This is a genomic window from Pseudomonas sp. Con_6 (assembly GCF_059379395.1).
Genome location: NZ_CM182011.1, coordinates 6,735,818 through 6,755,357 on the forward strand (window position 1 = coordinate 6,735,818; position 19,540 = coordinate 6,755,357).

Sequence of the window (19,540 nt, forward strand, 5' to 3'; positions counted from 1 at the left end):
GGATGCCCACATCAAAAGATGGGGCATTATAGGGACACTTTTCCCGGTTGACCTCCTATCTAAAAGGCCGACTGGTTTTATTTGACATCGTGGTAATAATGTCGATCGCTGTCCAACCGCTCTAAGAGGGCACTCCCACCTATGTGGTACTACGGTTTACTCGACCTGTCGGCCTGGCAACTGCTGGCGGTCACCCTGCTGATGACCCACGTGACCATCGTCGCGGTCACGGTCTATCTGCACCGCTACTCGGCCCACCGCTCCCTGGAGCTGAATGCCGGTCTCAAGCATTTCTTCCGTTTCTGGCTGTGGCTGACCACGGCGCAGAACACCCGCGAGTGGACCGCCGTCCACCGCAAACACCACGCCAAGTGCGAAACCGAAGACGATCCCCACAGCCCTGTGGTCAAGGGCCTGTCCACCGTGCTGCGCAAGGGCGCCGAGCTGTACCGCGAAGAGGCGCGCAACCCGGAGACCCTGCGTATCTACGGCAAGAACTGCCCCGAGGACTGGATCGAGCGCAATGTCTATTCGCGCTACAAGCTCGGCGGCATCGCCTTGATGGCGGTGATCGACCTGCTGCTGTTCGGCACCATCGGTATCACCATCTGGGCCGTGCAGATGATGTGGATTCCGTTCTGGGCCGCCGGTGTGGTCAACGGGCTCGGGCATGCCGTGGGCTATCGCAACTTCGAATGCCGCGACGCCGCCACCAACCTGGTACCGTGGGGCATCGTCATCGGCGGCGAGGAGCTGCACAACAACCACCACACCTACCCCAACTCGGCCAAACTGTCGGTCAAGCGCTGGGAATTCGACATGGGCTGGGCCTGGATCAAGCTGTTCACCTGGCTGCGCCTGGCCAAGGTGCAGCGCGTGGCGCCGATCGCTCACCGCGTCGAAGGCAAGGGCCAACTGGACATGGACACTGCCATGGCGATTCTCAACAACCGCTTCCAGATCATGGCGCAGTATCGCAAGCTGGTGATCGGCCCGCTGGTCAAACAGGAGCTGGCCAGGGTCGACGATTCGGTACGCCACCAATTCCGCCGCGCCAAGCGCCTGCTGTCGCGGGAGACCAGCCTGCTGGAAGACCGTCACCACCAGCGCATCCAGACCATGCTGGAGCACAGCCACGCGCTGAAGGTGATCTACGAGAAGCGCCTGGCCCTGCAGCAGATCTGGGCCCGCACCAGCGCCAATGGCCACGACATGCTCGCGGCCATCAAGGAATGGGTGCACGAGGCCGAGGCCAGTGGTATCCACTCGCTGCGTGAGTTCGCCGCGCAACTGAAAACCTACTCGCTGCGCCCTGCCCTGGCCTGACGGCCACTGATCGGAGCGCCCCGCAATGGGGCGCCCGCTTCGGAACTTCCCTCCCGAATCAAGTTCTTACCAGATATGTCGCCCGCCTGGCGGGCCGGGCCGTGGCCCCCTGCGCCTTACTAGAAGTACTGCGAACATGGTCAAGAACACCACGCCGTCCCCGCCGTTCAATCCGCCTCCCGAGGCTGCCCAGACCCTATTGGCCTTGATGCACGCCCAGGGCGAAGTCGCGCGCCTGAGTGAGCGCGAGCAGTTGTTCAGCTCGCTGCTGGACAGCGTCAACGCGGTGCTCTGGGCCTTCGACTGGGAAACCCGCCAGGTGCTGTATGTCAGCCCGGCCTACGAACGCATCTTCGGACGCCCCGCCAGCCTGCTGCTGGCCGACTACAACCAGTGGCGCGACGCGATCTACCCCGACGACCTCGACTACGCCGAGCGCACCCTCGCCGATGTGCTGGTCAAAGGTGCGGTGGAAGACCGCGAGTACCGCATCATCGCCGCCGACGGCCAGGTGCGCTGGCTCAGCGACAAGTGCTTCATCAACCAGCAGAGCGAGGGCCAGCGGGTGATCGTGGTCGGCATGGCCGAGGACATCACCGAGAAGAAGCAGCTCGAAGGCGAACTTCAGCGCCTGGCCACCACCGACGTGCTGACCCAGAGCAGCAACCGCCGGCACTTCTTCGAATGCGCCGAGCAGGCCTTCGACAAGGCCCGGGCGGAGGGCGCACCGTTTTCGTTCCTGTTGTTGGACATCGATGATTTCAAGCAGGTGAACGACACCTACGGGCATCCCGAGGGCGACCAGGTGCTACAGCGCATTGCCGATAGCGGCAAGACGGCGTTGCGCCGAGGGGATCTGTTCGGGCGGATTGGTGGTGAGGAATTTGCTGCGGTGTTTCCGGGGTGTCCGCCGGAGATGGCGATGCAGGTGGCGTTGCGCTTGCAGCGGGAGATCCAGAGGTTGAGCTTCAGCCATGAAGGGCAGACTTACGGTGTGACGGTGAGCCAGGGGTTGACCGGGATGGCGGCGGAAGACGGGTTGCTGGACGACCTGTTCGCCCGGGCGGATGCTGCGATGTACCAGGCGAAGCGGCAGGGCAAGAACCAGATCGTTCTGGGCTGACTCCTGTAAAACACATGACTCATTGGTTTGGCGGGGACCCGCTCCCACAGGGTCCGCGTGGCCTCGGTTATTCCTTGCGCAACCGCGCCAGCTCCGCCCGTCCTACCTTGAGCAAACGCGCGGTCTTGCCCGCAGCAATCTCCTCCAGCCCATCCTCCGCCCCCAGCCGCGCCATCTGCCCGGCCAGGTTCATCACCAAATCTTCCCGCGAATACACCCCGCCGCCCAGTTGGTAGATCGCTGCGATCAACTCACGCAGCTCCAGCGGCAAGCGCCAGCGCGTGCGCAGCGCCGAGCCATAGGCCGCGCCCGATTGGCTCAGCGACAGCTCGATCTCGTTCTCGTCCAGCTCGCCTCCCGCCAGCCGCCATTCTTGCAGGCAGCGCAGCAGCGCCAGGTCTCCCAGGCAATGCAGCAATCCGGCGCAATAGCAACGCTCATGGTCCAGTTCCAGCATCTGCGCCAGGTTGCGCCCGTATTCGGCGCAACGCAGCGACAGGTTCCAGTATTCCTCGGCATAGCGGCCCAGCAGCGGATCACTGAGCTTGGCACTGCGCTTGAGCGCCAGGCCCAGGATCAGATTCATGCTCTGGGTCGTGCCCAGCTTGTTCAGCGCCTGCAGCAGCGTCTGTACATTGCCCTCGCGGTGCAGGGCGGCACTGTTGGCCGCCGCGATCAGCACGGCGGTAATCTGCGGGTCCTCGCGCACCTCCTCTTCCAGCACCCGCAAATCCAGCCCCTGTGGGTTCAAGGCACGCTTGATCGCCTGCTGTACATCAGCAAACAGCGGACCACCATCGGCCGTGGCGCGGTGCTCCTCGATAAAGCGCGGCAAGGTCTGCCCGGCTCGCAACACCGGTGCCTCGCAGGAAACCGGCTCGCCCATCTTGAGCAACTGCTCTTCCAGGCGCTGGCGCAGCAGATCGAGGTTCAACGGCTTGCTCAGGTACGCCGTCGGTGCCAGCGGCAGCGCTTCGCGCACGCTGTTCACATCGCTGCGGCTGCTGATGATGATGAACGGCAAGGCCGGCGTACGCGGCCGCGAACGCACCTTGCGCAGCAGATCGAGGCCATCGAGGCCCGGCAGTTCGCGGGCGGCGATGATCAGGTCAGGCTTGCTCGCCAGCCCATCCAGCGCTTCGTTGCCATTGGCACAGACCTTCACTTCAGCGTCGCAACGCACGCTGAGCAGCATCTGGGTCAACATGTCGCGCACCCACGGGTCTCCCTCGGCAATCATCACCTTGGGCGCGGCGGCGAGGTTTACAGCAGTCATCGGGATCTCCTTACAAGCATGACGCGTTCCAGCGTACCTTCCGGTACTTCTCCTGTAACCCTTAGAAACCTTAGCGCCCAAAGTTCATCCCGGAGACGAAAAAAAACCCGCCGAAGCGGGTTTTTTCTAACACGTCACAGATCAGGCAAGTTCAGCGAAGCACTCTTCGATGATGGCCAGGCCTTTGTCCAGCAGCGCGTCTTCGGCGGTCAGCGGAACCAGGATACGCAGGACGTTGCCGTAGGTGCCGCAGGACAGCAGGATCAGGCCCTTGTCACGCGCCTTGGCAACCACGGCGTTGACCGCGGCAGCGTTCGGGGTGTGAGTGCCTTTCTCGAAGACTTCAACAGCAATCATCGAGCCCAGGGCACGCACGTCACCGATGATCGGGTGCTTGGCCTGGATGGCCTTCAGACCGGCAACCAGACGCTCGCCAACAGCCTGGCTGCGCTCCAGCAGTTTCTCTTCTTCGAACACTTCGATCACGGCCAGGGCCGCGGCGCACGCGATCGGCGAACCGGCGTAGGTGCCGCCCAGGCCGCCCGGGGCGATGGCGTCCATGTATTCGGCCTTGCCGCACACACCGGCCAGCGGGAAGCCGCCAGCGATGGACTTGGCGAAGGTGGTCAGGTCAGGCGCGACGCCCATCTGCTCCATGGCGAAGAAGGTGCCGGTACGGCCAGCGCCAGTCTGCACTTCGTCGGCGATCAGCAGGATGCCGTGCTGGTCGCACAGGGCGCGCAGACGCTTCATCAGCTCTTTCGGCGCAGGCAGGAAGCCGCCTTCGCCCTGGACGGGCTCGATGATGATCGCAGCGATGTCGCGTGGCTCGGCGTCGTTCTTGAAGATGCGCTCGATGGAAGCGATCGACTCGTCGACGCTCACACCGTGCAGCTCGTTCGGGAACAGGGCGCGGAAGATGCCGCCTGGCATCAGGCCCATGCCTGCGGAGTAAGGCACGACTTTACCGGTCAGGCCCAGGGTCATCATGGTACGGCCGTGGTAGCCGCCGGTGAAGGCGATCACGCCAGCGCGGCCGGTGGCGGCACGGGCGATCTTGACGGCGTTTTCAACGGCTTCGGAGCCGGTGGTGACCAGCAGGGTCTTCTTGGCGAAGTCGCCTGGAACGCGAGCGTTGATCTTCTCGCACAGCTCGACGTAAGGCTCGTAGGCCAGGACCTGGAAGCAGGTGTGGCTGACCTTGGTCAGTTGTTCCTGGACAGCGGCAACCACTTTCGGGTGCAGGTGACCGGTGTTCAGTACTGCGATGCCGCCGGCGAAGTCGATCAGTTCGCGGCCTTCAACGTCGATCACGGTGGAGTTCTTCGCGGTATCGACGAAGATCGGGTGGATCTGGCCTACACCGCGTGGAACGGCGTTGACGCGACGCTGCATCAGGGATTCGTTGGTCTTGCTCATAGTGTCCTCAATTCGCCGATTGAGCGGCGAGTTCAGATTGGCGACCGGTATTCACGGCAGGCAGTATTCGTTGATCGACTGCTGGCGTGGCCCGGGCCGCCGGGTGTTCCTGTGTAAAAAAGGCCAGCGAGACGTCGCTCTCGCGCCCCGCTGGCAGAGGTAAAGCCTTAGACCCGGCTCAGATGCTGAGGCACAGGTATTTGATTTCCAGGTAGTCCTCGATGCCGTACTTGGAGCCTTCACGGCCCAGGCCCGACGCCTTGATACCACCGAACGGCGCGACCTCGTTGGAGATCAGGCCGGTGTTGATGCCGACCATGCCGTATTCCAGCGCTTCGGCGACACGGAACACACGGCTCATGTCACGGGCGTAGAAGTACGAGGCCAGGCCGAATTCGGTGTCGTTGGACATGGCGATGACTTCGGCCTCGTCCTTGAAGCGGAACAGCGGCGCCAGCGGGCCGAAGGTCTCTTCCTTGGCGACAGCAGCGGTCTTCGGTACGTCGACCAGAATGGTCGGCTCGAAGAAGTTGCCTTCGATCAGCTTGCCACCGGACAGGACCTTGGCACCTTTCGAGACGGCGTCTTCGATGTGCTCCTGGACCTTGGCAACAGCCTTGCCGTCGATCAGCGGGCCGGTGGTGGTGCCTTCTTCCAGACCGTTGCCGATCTTCAGCTTGGCGACCGCAGCTTTCAGCTTCTCGGCGAAGGCGTCGTAGACACCGTCCTGCACGTAGATGCGGTTGGCGCAGACGCAGGTCTGGCCGTTGTTGCGGTACTTGGAAATGATCGCGCCTTCCACTGCCTTGTCCAGGTCAGCGTCGTCGAACACGATGAACGGCGCGTTACCGCCCAGTTCCAGGGAAACCTTCTTGATGTCCTTGGCGCATTCTTCCATCAGCTGGCGACCGATTTCGGTCGAGCCGGTGAAGGACAGCTTGCGAACCAGGGAGTTGCCGGTCAGCTCGGAACCAACTTCGCCGGCGCTGCCGGTGATCACGCTCAGCACGCCAGCCGGGATGCCGGCACGGGTCGCCAGCTCGACCAGGGCCAGGGCGGAGTAAGGGGTCTGCGAAGCAGGTTTCAGCACCATGGTGCAGCCAGCGGCCAGGGCAGGACCGGCTTTACGGGTGATCATCGCCGCCGGGAAATTCCAAGGGGTGATGGCGGCGGTAACGCCGATCGGCTGCTTGATGACGATCAGGCGCTTGTCTGGCTGGTGGCCAGGGATGACGTCACCGTAGACGCGCTTGGCTTCTTCGGCGAACCACTCGATGAACGAGGCAGCGTAGGCGATCTCGCCCTTGGCTTCGGCCAGTGGCTTGCCTTGCTCGGTGGTCATCAGGCGAGCCAGGTCGTCCTGGTTCTCGATCATCAGCTCGAACCAGCGGCGCAGCTTGCCAGCACGTTCCTTGGCGGTCAGGGCACGCCAGGCCGGCAGGGCCTTGTCGGCGGCTTCGATGGCACGGCGGGTTTCGGCAGCGCCCATTTTCGGCACGGTACCGATGACTTCGCCGGTGGCCGGGTTGGTCACCTTGATGGTCTGGCCGCTGTCCGCATCCAGCCACTCACCGTTGATGAAGGCTTGCTGACGGAACAACTGAGCGTCTTTGAGCTGCATGTCGACTTCCCTTGAACACCGTGCACGGACGGCGCGAATTGTTGATTGTGGAGTCAGTGCCCGGCGTGGGCACCAGCCTGTAGGAATTGAGGCACCGGATTCGGGCCAATGTTCCACTCGCAGGCGTCGAGCGTTTGAAATCTCGAACGAATCCTAGGAGCAACTCCCTAAAAGGACAATAGGGCGTTTGAAAAAAAGAACGATTGACGGAATGGGTGGTAGGGGCAGGCGACCGGCGGTGACCTCACTGGCCCTATCGCTGGCAAGCCAGCGATAGGGCCATCAGCAACACCCAAGCTCCTTCAGGTAGGCCCAAGGATAGATCCCCCGCTCATGTCCATCGCTGAACACCAGCTGGATACCATAGCCCTGCCCTTCGACCCGCTCCACCCGCACCGTGTCGCTGACCAGATCGATGCGCCCACCCAGCCTTCCCGCTCGACATTGCGAACACGGACACGCGCCGCGCAGCCGGGCATGGCTGATCACCTGCTCGCCGTCGTCCCATTGCAGGACCAGCTCGCCATGCTCGCGCCGGTTGCGCACGCCTCGAGGCACGCTCACTGCAACTGCACCAGAGCGATGCGCACGGCCTTGCGCACCTCAGGATCGCCATCCGTCTCGGCGGCATGCAACGCAGGCAAGGCCGCCGCATCACCCAGCTCGCCAAGGGCCAGCGCCGCTTCCTTGCGCAGGTTGGCGATACCATGGCCCAGCAGCTCGGCCAGACCAGCCAGCGCCGGACGATGCCGCAGCCGCCCGAGGGAACGCGCCGCGCGCAGGCGGACCTGCCAGTAACCGTCCTGCAAGGCTTCAATCAGCGCCGGGCCGGCCGCCTCATGGCCGACCTTGCCCAAAGTGGTGGCCGCTTCCTCGCGCACCTGCCAGGCCTCGTCACGCAGCGCTGCGGTCAGGGCATCAAGGACGCCGCTGTCGCGGGCCAGGCCAAGTGCGCCGATGGCGGCGCGACGCACGTCGGTATCCGGTTCTTCGGCAGCCAGCCGCGCCAGCGCCGGCAACGCCGGTTGATGCTTGAGCCAGCCCAGGATCCCAACCGCCTCGCGGCGCACCGAAGCCTCGTGGTCTTCCAGCGCCAGCAGTGCCGGCCCCGCCGCCTCCTCCAGGCGCAACTCACGCAGGGCGCGCAAGGCACTGGCGCGGACGAAGGCGTCGGCATGCTTGGCCCACGGCAGGATCAACTGGCCCGCTTCCAGGCTCTTCAACTCGCTGAGACTCTGCGCCGCCGCCAGCCGGACCGGCTCGGCACTGTCGGCCAAAGCCGCACACAGCCCCTGCACCACTTCCGGTTCCTCCCAGGCTTCCAGCAGGCGCGCGGCCTCGGCGCGAACCTCCGCTGCCGGATCCACCAGCAGGGCGTCGGTCAGCCACGGCAGGCCGTCGGGATCTTCCAGGTCGGCGAGATCGATCAGGGCGATCCGGCGCACGGCGGCGTCGCTGTCATTGAGGCGCGGCAGCAGTTCGAGGATGTCGGGGTTGTCGCAGGTTCTGTCGGTCATAGGGCGATCCGTAGCGGTGGGTAGTCGCTGTCCGGCAGACCGAGCGGGGTCAGGCGCGGCAGTTCGCGGCCCTCCTCGTGGCGTAGCAGGGCCAGACAGTGACGCTTGAGATGGGTGAATTCCGCGCTGGTCAGCAGGCTGGCGTGGCGCGGCCGGGGAAAGCTCAGGCGCAGGTCTTCGATAAAGCGCCCGGGACGCGGGCTCATCACCAGGATGCGGTCGGCGAGGAACAGCGCCTCGTCGATGTCATGGGTGACGAAGACCACGGTGGTGCGGATGCGCGTCCAGATATCCAGCAGCAGTTCCTGCATGCGCGAACGGGTCTGCGCGTCGAGGGCGCCGAAGGGTTCGTCCATCAGCAACAGACGCGGCCGGTTGATCAGCACCCGGGCAATCTCGGCGCGCTGCTGCATGCCACCGGACAACTGGCTGGGCCAGCGCTCGGCGAAGTCGGATAGCCCCACCAGTTGCAACATTTCCAGAGCGCGCCGCTGCCGTTCGGCCTTGCCTTGGCCCTGCATCTTCAGGCCGAAGGCGACGTTGTCCAGCACGCTGCGCCACGGCAGCAGAGTGTGGTGCTGGAAGACCATGCCGCGCTGCGGCGACGGGCCCTCGACAGCGCGACCATCCACCAGCAGCTCGCCGCCACTGGGGACCAGGTGCCCGGCCAGCGCGCCGAGCAAGGTGGACTTGCCGCAACCGGACGGCCCGAGGATGCACACGAACTCGCCTGGCTCGATGGCGAAATCCAGCGCCTGCACCGCCTCGAAGGCCTGGTTGCCCTGCCCCAGGCGGATGGACACGCCGCGGGCATCGATGCGCCCCGGTTCCGGCGCCTGTTGATAACTCGTCATCAGGACGTCCTCCGCACACGGTACCAGGGCGTGGCCAGCGCGCCGAGGCGCTTGACCAGGGCGCTGCTGCCCATGCCCAGCACGCCGATCAGCAGCATGCCGACGATGATGTCCGGGTAGTTCTGCAAGGTGTAGGACTCCCAGGTGTAGTAGCCGATACCGAACTGCCCGGAGATCATCTCGGCGGTCACCAGGCAGAACCACGAGGTGCCCATGCCGATGGCCAGGCCGGTGACGATGCTGGGCAAGGCGCCCGGCAGCACCACTTCACGCAGGATCGCCCAGCGCCCGGCGCCGAGGCTGCGCGCCGACGCCACCAGTCGCGGGTCCACCGCCTCGACGCCGTGCACAGTGTTGAGCAGCACCGGGAACAGCGCGCCGGTGAAGGTAATGAACACCATGGACAGCTCGGACGACGGGAACATCAGGATCGCCAGCGGAATCCACGCCACCGCCGGGATCGGCCGCAGCACTTCCAGGGGCGGCAGCAGGCTGTCCTCGGCCCAGCGCGAACGGCCGATCAGCAGGCCGAGGCCAACGCCCAGCACGGCCGCCAGCAGGTAGCCGGAAAACACCCGCGACAGGCTGCTGGCCAGGTGCATGACCAGGGTGCTGGAGGTGAACAGTTGCCAGGCGGCATCGAGCACCGAGCCCGGCGTCGGCACATAGGTGAAGGTGAACAGGCCCAGGTCGAGCTTGTGACTCGCCGCGACCTGCCAGAACAACAGGCAGGCCAGCAGCGACGCCACGCGCACGGGCCAGCGGATCAAAGGGCTGGTCATGCGAATGGCCTCCGGTCAGCGCTGGGCGACCAGCTTGCGGTTGGCGTCGACGAAGTCCAGGGCCTCGCCGCCATGGGCCTTGGCGTACTGCTCGGCTTGGTCCTTGAGCAGGAAGGCGGACAGCTCGCCCTGGCCGTTGCGCACGAACCAGGCCTGGTTGGCCAACAGCTTGATGCCGCTGTCCGCCGCCTGGGCGTAGATGGCGCGGATGTCCTTGCCCTCCTGTTCCAGCTGGGCCAGGGCGCTCAGCGCGGCTTCCGGCGAAGCGTAGTGACGGACCTTGTCCTCGCCGCGCACCCAGATCTGCGCCAGGCGGCTGAAGTCGGTGATCGACTTGCCGGTCGCGGCGTCGTTGGCCTTGAGGGGCAGCGGTGCGTAGTTGTTCAGCGCGGCGTCGTAATCCTGGCCGGCCTGCTTGAAAGCGGCGCGGATGTACTGGTCGTCGACGAACTTGTCGGTGTCCAGGCCGCGATCGGTCTTCTTCAGCAGCTTGAGGGTGTCGATGGAGGTGGCCACCGCCCGGCGGTACTCGGGTTTCCAGGTCAGGTCGCGGGTCTGCAGGCCGAGCGGGCCGTGGAACAGGTAATTGACCTCGGCCTCGATGCCGGTGACCTTCTCGATCAGCTCGCTGTACTTCTCCGGCTCGGCGGCGATCAGGCGGTCGGCCTCCAGGCTGGCGCGCAGGTAGGCGGTGACCACTTCCGGGTATTTCTTCGCGTAGTCGGCATCGACCAGTGTGCCGTGGAAGGTCGGTGCGTTGGCCTGGGCACCGTCGTAGATCTTGCGGGCGAAGCCGCGGTTGGGGAACAGCTCGGCGAACGGCACGAAGTCGGCGTGGGCCTCGATACGGTTGCTGCGCAGGGCGGAACCGGCGATCTCCGGGGCCTGGGCGATGATCTTCACGTCCTTCTGCGGGTCCCAGCCCTGGGCGGCGATGGCGCGCAGGAGCATGCCGTGGGCGGTGGAGGCGAAGGGTACGGAGATGGTCTTGCCCTTGAGTTCGGCCAGGGACTGCACGCTGGACGCCGCCGGCACCACGATGCCGTTGCCGCTGCCGTGCACGCTGCCGGACAGCACGCTGATGAACAGGCTGCGCTTGCCGGCGTCGAGGTGGGCGACGCCGTTGAACGAGCCGGGGAAGTCGGCCATGGCGCCGAAGTCCAGCTTGCCGGCGACCATCTCGTTGGTCAGCGGCGCGCCGCTGGTGAAGTTCTTCCACTCGATCTGGTACTTGGCGTCCTTGTACTTGCCGTCATGGGGCAGGTACTTGTCGAGCAGGCCCAACTCGCGGATCAGCAGGCCACCGGTGGCGCAGTTGATGGTGGTGTCCTGGGTGCCGATGGCGACGCGGATGGTTTCGGCGCTGGCGTTGAGGCTAGCGATCGCCAGCGCGAGGCCGGCCACGGTGGTTGCAAGGCGCATGGGTGTTTCCCCTCGAATCGTTAGGTATTGGAATCGTCTCCGCCACCGGGCTGGGTGGTGGGAAACGAGGGGCATCGGGATGGGCGTCCGGTGGTTTGGCCGGATGGCGTGTTGCTGGGTGTCGGTGGCTCAGCGCAGCAGGTAGGGAATCTCGACCTTTACCGCGCCGGTGGGGCAGTCTTTTTCGCAGGGCATGCAGTACCAGCATTCGTCGAAGGCCATGTAGGCCTTCTGGGTCGCCGGGTTGATCGCCAGAAGGTCCATGGGGCAGACCTCGACGCAGACGGTGCAGCCTTTCTCGGCGATGCACTTGTCTTCGTCGATGGTGACCGGAGCGCTGCTGCGCAAGAAGATGTCCTGGGCTTGATAGGCCATTTCACGGGGTCCTTGGAGCCTGTGGCTCTCTTTATCTGTGGCTGACAACTTGTGGTGTTCTTGATGGCCTCATCGCTGGCAAGACCACTGCAAAATCAGGCGGCATCCACCCGGACGCGCAGGCGCTCGTAGGCCGTCTGCTCCTCCGCATCCAGTGCAATCAGGTACGGCTCGACCTCTTTCTTGAAACTGGTCATCGCACCGTTCTCGCCCTTCTTCATATGGCAATGGCAGAACCACTCACCATCATTGCGCTCCGGGAAATCCACCCGGTGGTGATACAACCCCCACCGGCTCTCCTCGCGGAACAACGAGGCCCGGGCCGCCATCTCGGCGCAGTCGCGGATCACCGCCACTTCCATCGCCCGCATCAGCTCATGGGGGTTGTGCGCCTTCATCTGCGCCAGGTCGCGCTCGATCTCGGCGAAGCGCGCCAGGCCGATTTCCATCTTCTTGGTCACCTTCGGCGGCTGCAGGTAGTCGTTGACCATGCGCCGCAGCTTGTACTCGACCTGCGCCGGCGGCAGGCCGTGCTCGCGATTCAGCGGCGCGAACACCCGCGCCTTCTCGCGCTCGACCTGGGCCTCGTCGACCTCGGCGAAGTCACGCTGCGCCACGTAGTTCGCCGCATTGATCCCGGCGAACCAGCCATAGGTAAACGCCCCGAGCATGTAGTTGTGCGGCACCGCCGCCATGTCCCCGGCGGCATACAGCCCCTTCACGCTGGTCTCGGCCTTCTCGTTGACCCACACCCCGGACGCCGAATGCCCCGAGCAGAAGCCGATTTCGGAGATATGCATCTCCACCATGTGCTGGCGGTAGTCGGTGCCGCGATTGGCGTGGAACTGCCCGCGGCTGGGCCGTTCGTTGCTGTGCAGGATTTCCTCGATGTTCTGGATGGTTTCCTCGGCCAGGTGATCGAGCTTGAGGAACACCGGCCCGTTGCCGCCCTCCAGCTCCTGGTGGAACTCCCACATCATCTGTCCGCTCCAGTAGTCGCACTCGATGAAGCGCTCGCCCTTGCTGTTGGCGGTGTAGCCGCCCAGCGGGCCGGTGACGTAGGCGCAGGCCGGGCCGTTGTAATCCTTGATCAGCGGGTTGATCTGGAAACATTCGAGGTTCGCAAGCTCAGCCCCGGCGTGGTAGGCCATGGCGTAGCCGTCGCCGGCGTTGGTCGGGTTCTCGTAGGTGCCCATCAGGTAGCCCGAGGACGGCAGCCCCAGGCGGCCAGCGGCGCCGCAGGCAAGGATCACTGCCTTGGCGCGGATCACGCGGAATTCGCCGCTGCGGCAATCGAAACCCAGCACCCCGGCAGCGGCGCCTTCGCCATCCAGCAGCACGCGGGTGCAGACCATGCGGTTGCTGATCTCGACCCGGGCGCGCTTGAGCTGGCGGTACAGGACCTTCTTGATGTCGTGCCCTTCCGGCATCGGCAGCACGTAGGCGCCCATGTGGTGGACCTTCTTCACTGCGTAGTCGCCGGTCTCGTCCTTTTCGAACTTCACGCCCCAGCGGTCGAGCTGTTCGATGGTCTCGAAGCTGTGGGTGGCGTAGGCATGCACGGCGGCCTGGTTGACGATGCCGTCGTTGGCCACGGTGATTTCCTTGGTGTACTGCTCTGGCGTGGCATGGCCGGGGATGATGGCGTTGTTCAAGCCGTCCATGCCCATGCTGATGGCGCCGCTGCGCTTGACGTTGGCCTTGTCCAGCAGCAGCACGCGCAGGCTCTTGTTTTGCTCCTTGGCCTTGATCGCGGCCATGGGCCCGGCGGTGCCGCCGCCGATGATGACGATGTCGTAGTCCTGGGTCGCGATGCTCATGCCTTGGGCCCCTTCTGCCGGTCGATGCGCAGGCGATACTGGAAGGCGTCGCCGCGGTAATAGAGGTGTTCGAAATCCAGCGGCGTACCGTCGGCGGCGTGGGTCAGGCGCTCGATACGCATGATCGGCGAGCCCTCTTCCACTTCCAGCGCTTGGGTCAGGTCGCTGTCGGCCAGCACCGCGTCGATAGCCAGGTCGGCATGGCCGAGGGCGATACCGCAGTCGTTTTCCAGGACCAGGAAGATGTCGCGGGTCACCAGGTCGGCCTTCTCCAGTTTTTCGCCGATGGCCCGGGGCAGCCAGGTCAGCTCCAGCGACACCGGCTCGCGGTTGATCAGGCGCACGCGGCGGATCTCGGTGACCGGCGCGCCTTCCTCGATCTGCAAGCGCGCCGCCACCAGGGCATTGGCCGGTACATGCCGCAGGCTGCGCAGGCGGTTGATCACCTCGTAGCCCATTTGCGTCATCGACTCGGCCAGGCCCTGCAGGGTGCTGACGTTCTGGAACGCCTTGGGCTTGGCGACGAAGGTGCCCTTGCCGTGGATCTTGAAGATCAGTCCCTCCTTCTGCAGATCCCCCAGGGCCTGGCGCACAGTGATGCGGCTGACCTCGAAGGCCTTGCCCAGCTCAGCCTCGGAGGGCATGCGGCTGTGGGGCGGATAGGTACCGTCAAGGATGCGCTCGCGCAGCAGTTCCTTGAGCTGGGAATAGAGCGGTACCGGGGACATGGGGAGCAGTTCGGCCATGGTTCTCTTCACTGGAATGGTGACTTGTTATAACAAGTTGTGACGAGAGCGTAGGCGATCTAAGGGAGAACGAGGAAATACCGATATCGAATATGGATAGTCCACGGTGGCAGGGGGAAAAAGGCCGAAGATCAAGGCGATGGACGCCATACCCCAAGATGGGTATCATGGCGCCCGCGTTGCACTCGTAGCTCAGCTGGATAGAGTACTGCCCTCCGAAGGCAGGGGTCGTGGGTTCGAATCCCGCCGAGTGCGCCATATACGAGAAGGCCCAGGTGAAAACCTGGGCCTTTTTTGTTTTCAGTGTCCCGTCCCCCTCAGACGGTGTCGGAGCCTCCACTTCGCAACCAGCCGCCTCTATAGCTGGCCTGAAATAGCTTTCCCAACGATAGCGTTGAACAGATCATTAACTTCATCGAGGTCGCGACCGATCTTGGCCTGAAGCCTTTTGAACGAGTCAACGATGGTAATGAATTTATTCTGCAGCTCCAGCGGAGGAACGGGAACAGCCATCTCAGAAAGTATTTTCTGATTGATGTTCTGAATATTGGCTCCCTGACCGCCCTTCAGCATTTCATTCTTGATCGAAGGTACGCGGAACAGATAGTTCAGATACTCAGAAGTCAAACGCTCACTGGAGAGCCTGAAACGAATACAAAACCCGCTGAATGTCAGATTCTCGTCACCCGGGTATACCGCAAGACAGCGACCAACAAGAGCCTTGTTTCCGTTCGACCTGACAAACACCAGGTCGCCATCAGCCAACAAATAATCTTCTGCGGGCATTGCATCTAACTGGATGGTCGAAAGTGTATTCACACCTTCGATTCTGTCCAAGGACTTGAAATCTCCAACGCCTAGAAAATTAACAGTGACTCCTGCCTCCTCCTTCGCATAGTTCAGCCCGTTTTTGAAAGAGCCCATATCAGGTAGATACTCGACTGGCCAACCCTTCTGATTGGTCACCGGGTCACCGAACAATTCAAGGAAAGCAGTGCGCAGAAAATCGTCAGAAAGCTGAGTAGCTCGCTGCCGCTTGCGACGAATGGCCTCGGCCTTTTCCAGGATCGTGACTATACGTTGCTGCTCAGACAGTGGAGGCACAGGCATTTCATGCTGCCAGAACGACTGCATGGAAACTCTAGGCATCTTTGCACCCGCTACCTGAGCGCTGACCCAATCAAGAAATTTCTTTGACCGTAAATAGCAGGCCAGATATCTACGATCAAGTCTGCTTGGGTCCGGCATTAGCGGAACAAGCTCGGTAGTTGCCAAACCGGCCTCGTCGGGGAGCACAACCTTATTCAAATACGGACGAAGCTTTGAATAAAGGACATGGCGCTCATCAAAACCGTGCGTCGATACGCCTGCTTCCGAAGCTGGCACCATGATTTTTTTCAGGACTGTACCCGTATGAGGCTCTACCTGATCCAGATTTAACGCCCACACCTCGGCATCCGTAGCAAAACTGTGTTTACTCACCTCTGCCGGTGCAACCTCGCCCAGTTTAAGCATCGGCCAGTTCACAACATTCCCTCCAACTCATCAAGATCTTCCAGAATTTCCTGCCCCAGCACTTTCAGCTGTTGCAGTATGACCTTCGGATCTTCGTACTTCACCTGCTGGTACTCAACTTCCTTGTAGCGGTTGATGGAGAGATCATACTTTTTCCCGACAATATCTTCGGCGAGCACGACAAAAGCCTTTTTTCGCTTATCGCCGAACAAAGTATTGACGGTGTTTACACTGACACAACCTTGAACCATCTGCTGGTATTTCTTCCACTGGGCGATCGCGTCGGGTAAATCGTTGCACCCTTCTCCTTTCAGCTCATTGCGTCGATCGTCCAGCGAGTAGCCGTCAGCCTGCAGGTCGTAGAACCAGACACGTTCGGTCGTACCACCCTTGGTAAAAATCAGGATGGCCGTGCTGACACCTGCATAGGGCTTAAACACACCACTGGGCAAACTGATCACGCCTTCGAGCTGATTGTTTTCAAGCAACTCCTTACGCAGTTGCTGGTGCGCCTTGCTGGACGTGAACAACACCCCATCCGGCACAATCACCGCAGCCCGCCCGCCCAATTTCAGCGAGCGCAGAATATGCGCGACGAACAGCAGTTCGGTCTTCTTGGTCTTCACCATCTCGGTCAAGCGCGGATTGACGTTGCTCTCGTCCAGGCTGCCTTTGAACGGCGGGTTGGCGAGGATCACATCGAAGAAGTTCTCCTGCTGCTCCGGGTATTTTTCGAGGATGTCCTTGTTCAGCGTGTCCAGGTAATGGATGTTCGCGCCATTCACCCCGTGCAGCATCATGTTCATGTTGGACACCCGCAGCATGGTGGTGTCGAAGTCGAAGCCCCAGAACATGTGCTTGTTGATGTGCTCGCGATAGGGCTCCAGCAGGTCGCCGCTGTAATGCAGGTTGCCATCCTCGTCGGTGAAAATGCCGGCGTCGCTGGAATGTACCTGGTTCAGGTACTCCATGGTCCGCGCAAGGAAACCGGCGGTACCGCAGGATGGGTCGCAGATGACATCGGTCGGCCGCGGCGCGAGCAGTTCGATCATCGCGTCGATGATATGCCGCGGGGTACGGAACTGACCGTTGATCCCCGCAGTGGTGAGCTTGCTCAGCAGGTACTCGTAGATATCACCCTTGACGTCGCTCTGGGTCAGCGGCAGGGCGTTGACCATCTCGACGGCAGAGGTCAGTACTGCCTCGTTCTTGATCTCGAGATCGGCGTCCTGCATGTATTCGCCGATATGGCCCAGCGCTCCCAGGACACTGCCTTCCGCGCCCAGCCCATCCGCAGCATCCGACTGCTTGCCCAGCGTGGCGAAGGACGGATAGACCTTCTGCTTGAGATGCTTGTGCAGCTCGCTGCCGCCCAGGTTGTGGAAGTTCTTCCAGCGCAGCAGTTGGCCTTCCGGCGTATCGGGGAACAAGCGATCGAATGCCTTGCCGGTGCGCCTGGCCTTGCGCTCCGCCAGGTCTTCCTGCATGTCGAGCATGCGCGCGAACATCAGGTAGCTGATCTGCTCGATCACGGTCAGCGGGTTGGTGATACCGCCAGTCCAGAATTTCTCCCAGAGCTTGTCGATATCGTTGCGAAGTTTGCCGGTGAGCATCAGTTCATCTCGTGTTCGGTTTCAGTATCAATGTCGGTTTCGGCTAGCAGGCTTTCGTCGTTGGCGCTGTCGTTCAGCGTCTCGATGTCTTGCACTGCAGGAATGAAGTCGATTTCCAGTGCGGCCTTGTCGACGAAATAAGCGGGGAGCTGAGCCTTGATGGCCGGTGCGAGATTCTTGAATTCTCCCACTTGCTTGACCAGGTTGCCCTTGCCGCTGACCAGTTGCCCCTCGGCCTTGACGTAGGCATCGGTAGCGGTTTCCAGGCCCTTCTTGATCTTCTCGAAGCTGCCAAGGAAGGTATTGAGCTTCTTGAATACCGTCTCCGCCCGGTTGGCCAGCGCGGCAGTGTGCTTGTTCTGGTCCTCGTAACGCCAGAGTTGGCGAACGATATTGAGGCTGGTCAGCAGCGTCGTCGGCGTTGCGACCAGCACATTGTTCTCGATTGCCTGCTGAAAGAGGGTCTCGTCAGCCTTGAGCGCCTCGACGAACGCGGACTCGATGGGAATGAACATGAACACCATATCGGGTGAGTTCAGCCCTGGCAGCTTATAGTAATCGCGGTCAGCCAGCTCCCGGATACGCGCAGCAACGGCCTGGACATGCTCTTTCAGCGCCACGGCACGCTCGCGTTCATCCTCGGCGTTGACGAAGCGGGTGTAGGCGTTGAGCGATACCTTGGCATCGATGATCAGGTGTTTGTCTTGCGGCAGGTAAACCACGGCATCGGGGCGCTGGCGCCCCTCTTCCGTGGTAATGCTGACCTCACGCTGGTAGTCCTTGCCCAACTCCAGCCCGGAACGATCCAGCACGTTTTCCAGCACCAGCTCACCCCAGTTGCCCTGAAGCTTTTTCTGCCCACGCAACGCGGTGGACAACTCATGGGCTTCGGTGGTGATTTGCTGGTTCAGCGCCTTGAGCGATTCCAGTTCCTTGCGCAACTCGCCCTGCTGGGTGGTTTCGCGGTGATGGATTTCCTGCACCTCGCGCTTGAAACTGTCGATGGATTGCTGGAAGGGTGTCATCACAGCATTCAGACTGAGTTTGCTGTTCTCTTGAAGCGCCTGGGCCTTCGCCTCGAGGATCTCGTTGGAAAGCAGCTTGAACTGCTCGCTCAGGCTGTTTTTCTGCTGTTCGAAACTGGCGAGCTCGCGAGCATGACTGGACTGCCGCTCATCCATCTCGGTCCTGAGCCTGGTGTAGTCGCTGCCCAATGTGGCAAAGCGGGTCTGGAGCTCTTCATAGCGCTCGGCTGCGGAGACTTGCTGGGCCTTGATGTCCTGGAGTTGCTGGCGCAATTCCCGCTCGGAGGTTTCCAGGGCCTTGCTACGCTGGCCTTCGCTGGCCAACGCATCCTTGCACTGATTCCAGCCGGTTTGCAGCTGCGCAGTGGCGAGCTGTGCCGCATCCAGCCGGGCACGCAGGTCGGTGACCACGTCTTCGCCCTTGTCCAGCGCGGTCTTGAGTTCCGCATGCTGATTGCTCAATGGCTGGTAGCGCCCCATCAGTTCCTTGTAAGCCTGAACCTGCTCAGCCAGTTTCTGCCGTGACTCCGCAAGCTGCTCACGTGCTTCGCGCTCTCCCGTCGTCGCGACCTTGGCACTGGTATCCATGGCAGCCAGTTCGTCCTTGAGCGCGCTACGTTCCCCCTGCAGCGCCTTGACGGTCGTTTGCTCGGCCCCGAGGCGCTCGCGCAGCTCGGCGATCTGTCTCTGCAGCCCCTGCCCTTCCGTATGCGTGGCCTCCAGGCGCGTGGCGGTTTCGTGATGCTCCCGGCTGCTCTCCTCCAGCTTTTGCTGCAATCGGAGGACGGCAGCCTTGCTGTCCTGCTGCTCTACGGCCAGGCGCTCCAGGTTGTCGGCCGATGACTGAAGTTGTGCGCTCAGGCGACCCTCCGCGACCTGCAGTTCCTGACTGCGCAGCTGTGCTGCCTTGAGTTGCTCGCTCAGGTCGGCCTGTGCCGCAGCCGCCAACGCTTGCGCCTGCTCGGCCTGCTCAAGCCGGGCAGCCAGTTGACTGGCCTGCCGCCCCTGACGCAACGCTGCGGCCAGATACCCCAGCAGCGCGCAGAACACAGCGAGCACTGCACAGATGACAACGATGTCCGTGGTCCATTGACTGGCTTGCATGG

At 62.6% G+C, this 19,540-nt stretch carries 16 protein-coding genes and 1 tRNA gene; 3 read left to right on the forward strand and 14 right to left on the reverse strand.

The window, feature by feature from the left end:
* Positions 1–141 precede the first annotated feature (141 nt).
* Together desA and AC5QPF_RS30475 are read left to right on the forward strand one after the other, a co-directional pair.
* Positions 142–1,326 carry a delta-9 fatty acid desaturase DesA gene (gene desA / locus AC5QPF_RS30470; protein WP_494961272.1) on the forward strand — a complete coding sequence of 395 codons (1,185 nt, stop codon included), beginning with the start codon at positions 142–144 and terminating at the stop codon, positions 1,324–1,326.
* A 136-nt stretch (positions 1,327–1,462) separates the two neighbouring features.
* Positions 1,463–2,449, forward strand: a complete 987-nt coding sequence (locus AC5QPF_RS30475; protein ID WP_494961273.1) for a diguanylate cyclase — start codon at positions 1,463–1,465, stop codon at positions 2,447–2,449.
* Between the two features lie 67 nt (positions 2,450–2,516).
* On the opposite strand, the gene AC5QPF_RS30480 is transcribed toward AC5QPF_RS30475, so the two are convergent.
* From AC5QPF_RS30480 to AC5QPF_RS30530, 11 genes are all read right to left on the reverse strand, one after another.
* Complete coding sequence (locus tag AC5QPF_RS30480; RefSeq protein ID WP_494961274.1) at positions 2,517–3,725, reverse strand: HDOD domain-containing protein; 1,209 nt, start codon at positions 3,723–3,725, stop codon at positions 2,517–2,519.
* A gap of 141 nt (positions 3,726–3,866) precedes the next feature.
* Positions 3,867–5,144 (reverse strand): 4-aminobutyrate--2-oxoglutarate transaminase, encoded by a 1,278-nt coding sequence (gene gabT, locus AC5QPF_RS30485; RefSeq protein ID WP_494961275.1) that lies wholly within the window; start codon positions 5,142–5,144, stop codon positions 3,867–3,869.
* A gap of 178 nt (positions 5,145–5,322) precedes the next feature.
* Positions 5,323–6,765 carry an NADP-dependent succinate-semialdehyde dehydrogenase gene (gene gabD / locus AC5QPF_RS30490; protein ID WP_075805974.1) on the reverse strand — a complete coding sequence of 481 codons (1,443 nt, stop codon included), beginning with the start codon at positions 6,763–6,765 and terminating at the stop codon, positions 5,323–5,325.
* Positions 6,766–7,047: 282 nt separating this feature from the next.
* Positions 7,048–7,329, reverse strand: coding sequence for a gamma-butyrobetaine hydroxylase-like domain-containing protein (locus AC5QPF_RS30495; protein WP_494961276.1), 282 nt, complete (start codon positions 7,327–7,329; stop codon positions 7,048–7,050).
* Complete coding sequence (locus tag AC5QPF_RS30500) at positions 7,326–8,282, reverse strand: HEAT repeat domain-containing protein (protein WP_494961277.1); 957 nt, start codon at positions 8,280–8,282, stop codon at positions 7,326–7,328. The genes AC5QPF_RS30495 and AC5QPF_RS30500 overlap by 4 nt, the downstream gene beginning before the upstream one ends.
* Positions 8,279–9,136, reverse strand: coding sequence for an ATP-binding cassette domain-containing protein (locus AC5QPF_RS30505; protein WP_494961278.1), 858 nt, complete (start codon positions 9,134–9,136; stop codon positions 8,279–8,281). The genes AC5QPF_RS30500 and AC5QPF_RS30505 overlap by 4 nt, the downstream gene beginning before the upstream one ends.
* Entirely contained in the window at positions 9,136–9,918 is a 783-nt protein-coding gene (locus AC5QPF_RS30510; RefSeq protein ID WP_494961279.1) for an ABC transporter permease subunit, read from the reverse strand. The genes AC5QPF_RS30505 and AC5QPF_RS30510 overlap by 1 nt, the downstream gene beginning before the upstream one ends.
* Positions 9,919–9,933: 15 nt before the next feature.
* Positions 9,934–11,340 (reverse strand): ABC transporter substrate-binding protein, encoded by a 1,407-nt coding sequence (locus tag AC5QPF_RS30515; RefSeq protein ID WP_494961280.1) that lies wholly within the window; start codon positions 11,338–11,340, stop codon positions 9,934–9,936.
* A 129-nt stretch (positions 11,341–11,469) separates the two neighbouring features.
* Positions 11,470–11,715, reverse strand: coding sequence for a 4Fe-4S dicluster domain-containing protein (locus tag AC5QPF_RS30520; protein ID WP_494961281.1), 246 nt, complete (start codon positions 11,713–11,715; stop codon positions 11,470–11,472).
* 95 nt (positions 11,716–11,810) lie between these two features.
* Positions 11,811–13,535, reverse strand: a complete 1,725-nt coding sequence (locus tag AC5QPF_RS30525) for a fumarate reductase/succinate dehydrogenase flavoprotein subunit (protein ID WP_494961282.1) — start codon at positions 13,533–13,535, stop codon at positions 11,811–11,813.
* Positions 13,532–14,281, reverse strand: a complete 750-nt coding sequence (locus AC5QPF_RS30530) for a UTRA domain-containing protein (RefSeq protein WP_494961283.1) — start codon at positions 14,279–14,281, stop codon at positions 13,532–13,534. Before AC5QPF_RS30530 ends, AC5QPF_RS30525 begins: the two co-directional genes overlap by 4 nt.
* Before the next feature lie 181 nt (positions 14,282–14,462).
* Here AC5QPF_RS30530 and AC5QPF_RS30535 point away from each other — a divergent pair.
* A tRNA-Arg gene (locus AC5QPF_RS30535) sits at positions 14,463–14,539 on the forward strand.
* A 99-nt stretch (positions 14,540–14,638) separates the two neighbouring features.
* On the opposite strand, the gene AC5QPF_RS30540 is transcribed toward AC5QPF_RS30535, so the two are convergent.
* From AC5QPF_RS30540 to AC5QPF_RS30550, 3 genes are read right to left on the reverse strand one after another with little or no spacing between them, the layout of a single operon-like run.
* Complete coding sequence (locus AC5QPF_RS30540) at positions 14,639–15,808, reverse strand: restriction endonuclease subunit S (RefSeq protein WP_494961284.1); 1,170 nt, start codon at positions 15,806–15,808, stop codon at positions 14,639–14,641.
* Complete coding sequence (locus AC5QPF_RS30545) at positions 15,805–17,409, reverse strand: N-6 DNA methylase (protein ID WP_494961285.1); 1,605 nt, start codon at positions 17,407–17,409, stop codon at positions 15,805–15,807. Before AC5QPF_RS30545 ends, AC5QPF_RS30540 begins: the two co-directional genes overlap by 4 nt.
* On the reverse strand, positions 17,409–19,538 hold the full coding sequence (locus AC5QPF_RS30550) for a DNA recombination protein RmuC (RefSeq protein WP_494961286.1): 2,130 nt from the start codon (positions 19,536–19,538) through the stop codon (positions 17,409–17,411). Before AC5QPF_RS30550 ends, AC5QPF_RS30545 begins: the two co-directional genes overlap by 1 nt.
* Between the last annotated feature and the right edge of the window lie 2 nt (positions 19,539–19,540).

Coding starts and splice junctions, on each gene's coding strand:
- AC5QPF_RS30530 (WP_494961283.1), bottom strand. CDS start 14,281: ATGGCCGAACTGCTCCCCATGTCCCCGGTACCGCTCTATTCCCAGCTC.
- AC5QPF_RS30475 (WP_494961273.1), top strand. CDS start 1,463: ATGGTCAAGAACACCACGCCGTCCCCGCCGTTCAATCCGCCTCCCGAG.
- AC5QPF_RS30525 (WP_494961282.1), bottom strand. CDS start 13,535: ATGAGCATCGCGACCCAGGACTACGACATCGTCATCATCGGCGGCGGC.
- AC5QPF_RS30510 (WP_494961279.1), bottom strand. CDS start 9,918: ATGACCAGCCCTTTGATCCGCTGGCCCGTGCGCGTGGCGTCGCTGCTG.
- AC5QPF_RS30500 (WP_494961277.1), bottom strand. CDS start 8,282: ATGACCGACAGAACCTGCGACAACCCCGACATCCTCGAACTGCTGCCG.
- AC5QPF_RS30550 (WP_494961286.1), bottom strand. CDS start 19,538: ATGCAAGCCAGTCAATGGACCACGGACATCGTTGTCATCTGTGCAGTG.
- AC5QPF_RS30545 (WP_494961285.1), bottom strand. CDS start 17,409: ATGCTCACCGGCAAACTTCGCAACGATATCGACAAGCTCTGGGAGAAA.
- AC5QPF_RS30480 (WP_494961274.1), bottom strand. CDS start 3,725: ATGACTGCTGTAAACCTCGCCGCCGCGCCCAAGGTGATGATTGCCGAG.
- gabD (WP_075805974.1), bottom strand. CDS start 6,765: ATGCAGCTCAAAGACGCTCAGTTGTTCCGTCAGCAAGCCTTCATCAAC.
- gabT (WP_494961275.1), bottom strand. CDS start 5,144: ATGAGCAAGACCAACGAATCCCTGATGCAGCGTCGCGTCAACGCCGTT.
- AC5QPF_RS30505 (WP_494961278.1), bottom strand. CDS start 9,136: ATGACGAGTTATCAACAGGCGCCGGAACCGGGGCGCATCGATGCCCGC.
- AC5QPF_RS30520 (WP_494961281.1), bottom strand. CDS start 11,715: ATGGCCTATCAAGCCCAGGACATCTTCTTGCGCAGCAGCGCTCCGGTC.
- desA (WP_494961272.1), top strand. CDS start 142: ATGTGGTACTACGGTTTACTCGACCTGTCGGCCTGGCAACTGCTGGCG.
- AC5QPF_RS30515 (WP_494961280.1), bottom strand. CDS start 11,340: ATGCGCCTTGCAACCACCGTGGCCGGCCTCGCGCTGGCGATCGCTAGC.